Here is a 1,279-nt window from a genome sequence, read left to right on the forward strand (position 1 = left end):
TGCAGGCTGACCTGAACCTCTTGATCACCGGACTGCTCCGGGGGTTTCGAGGCGGTGGCGGAGCCAGGGGACGAGGGCGGCGGCCTGGGCCTGTTGGAAGGCACGGACGGTGGGGATGCCGGCCGGTGGCGGGCGGCGGGCGCTGTCGGTGAAGAAACCGGCCAGGCCCGCATAGAAGCCGGTCAGGGTGGCGGGGTCGACATCGGCGGTGAGCGGCAACCGACGCACCAGCGCCTCGGTGTCGTGCCCGCCGTGCAGCCGCACGTTGACCAGCAGCAGCGCCGTGTCCAACCAGGCGGGCCCCCGGCAGGCCCACGGCCAGTCCACCACGGTCACCGCACCGTCCGCGTCGATCAACAGGTTGTCGGCCCGCACGTCCAGGTGGCACAGGGTGTCGCCGGTCAGCCCGGCCAGCCCCCGGTCGGCCGCCGCGCACAACTCGACCAGGTGCGCGGCGACCCACGGGTCGAGCCGGGGCGGCGGGTCGGCGGCGATCCGCCGCCAGCCGGCGAAGTCGTGGGCCAGCCGCTCGGCGGCGGTCGGCACGTCCGGCACCGGGCTCGGGGTGAGCGTGTCGGCCAGCGCCTCCAACGCGCGCAGCACCGGGTCGAGGTCCGTGGGCCGCCACGGCGTGTGCGGGTGCCGGCCGTCGACATCGGTGAGTACGAGCGCCACCCACTCACCGTCGTCGTGACAGCCGAGTAGCCGGGGCGTCGGGGCGCACCGGGGCAGTGCGGCCGTGTGCCGGGCCTCGGCGCGGTGCATCCGGGGGGTGTCCGGGTTCTGCGCCGAGCTGACCGCCTTGACGAACGCCCGTCGCCCGTCGGCCGTCAGCACCCGGTCGGCCGTGCCGGGGGAGTATCCACCGGGCTGGGAGACCGCTTCGACCACCCGGTCACCGACGATCCGTTCCACCGCCTGCCGGACATGCCCGGGCAGCTCATCCCACCCGATCCTGCCCCCACCCGCGTTCGCATCCGCCATCCCCCAACCCTGGCGAGCACCCCACACCCCAAGCAACCCGATTACCCCACCCACCCCACGCACCGCCCCACCCCGCCCTCGCTCCTTCCCCGTCCCGCGCCCCGTCCCCGCCCTCGTCCCGTCCCCCAGCCCTCGCCCCGTCCCGCCCTCGTCCCGTCCGCGCCCTCGTCCCCTCCCGCGCCCAGGTGATCAAGAGGTTTGCGTCACCCCGCCGGCCCGACCTGACGCAAATCTCTTGATCACCCGCCCACCCCCACCGCTGTTTTCGGTGATCAAGAGGTTTGCGTCATTCCGG

General features: G+C 74.1%; 1 protein-coding gene. It reads right to left on the reverse strand.

The genetic code is table 11. The features are described 5' to 3' along the window. Positions 1 to 24 precede the first annotated feature (24 nt). A complete protein-coding gene (locus AB0B63_RS32480; protein WP_357025885.1) occupies positions 25 to 984 on the reverse strand; it encodes a phosphotransferase in 960 nt (319 codons plus the stop codon). Between the last annotated feature and the right edge of the window lie 295 nt (positions 985 to 1,279).

Source organism: Micromonospora sp. NPDC049081, from assembly GCF_040648835.1.
GTDB classification, from domain to species: domain Bacteria; phylum Actinomycetota; class Actinomycetes; order Mycobacteriales; family Micromonosporaceae; genus Micromonospora; species Micromonospora antibiotica.

Coding starts and splice junctions, on each gene's coding strand:
- AB0B63_RS32480 (WP_357025885.1), bottom strand. CDS start 984: ATGGCGGATGCGAACGCGGGTGGGGGCAGGATCGGGTGGGATGAGCTG.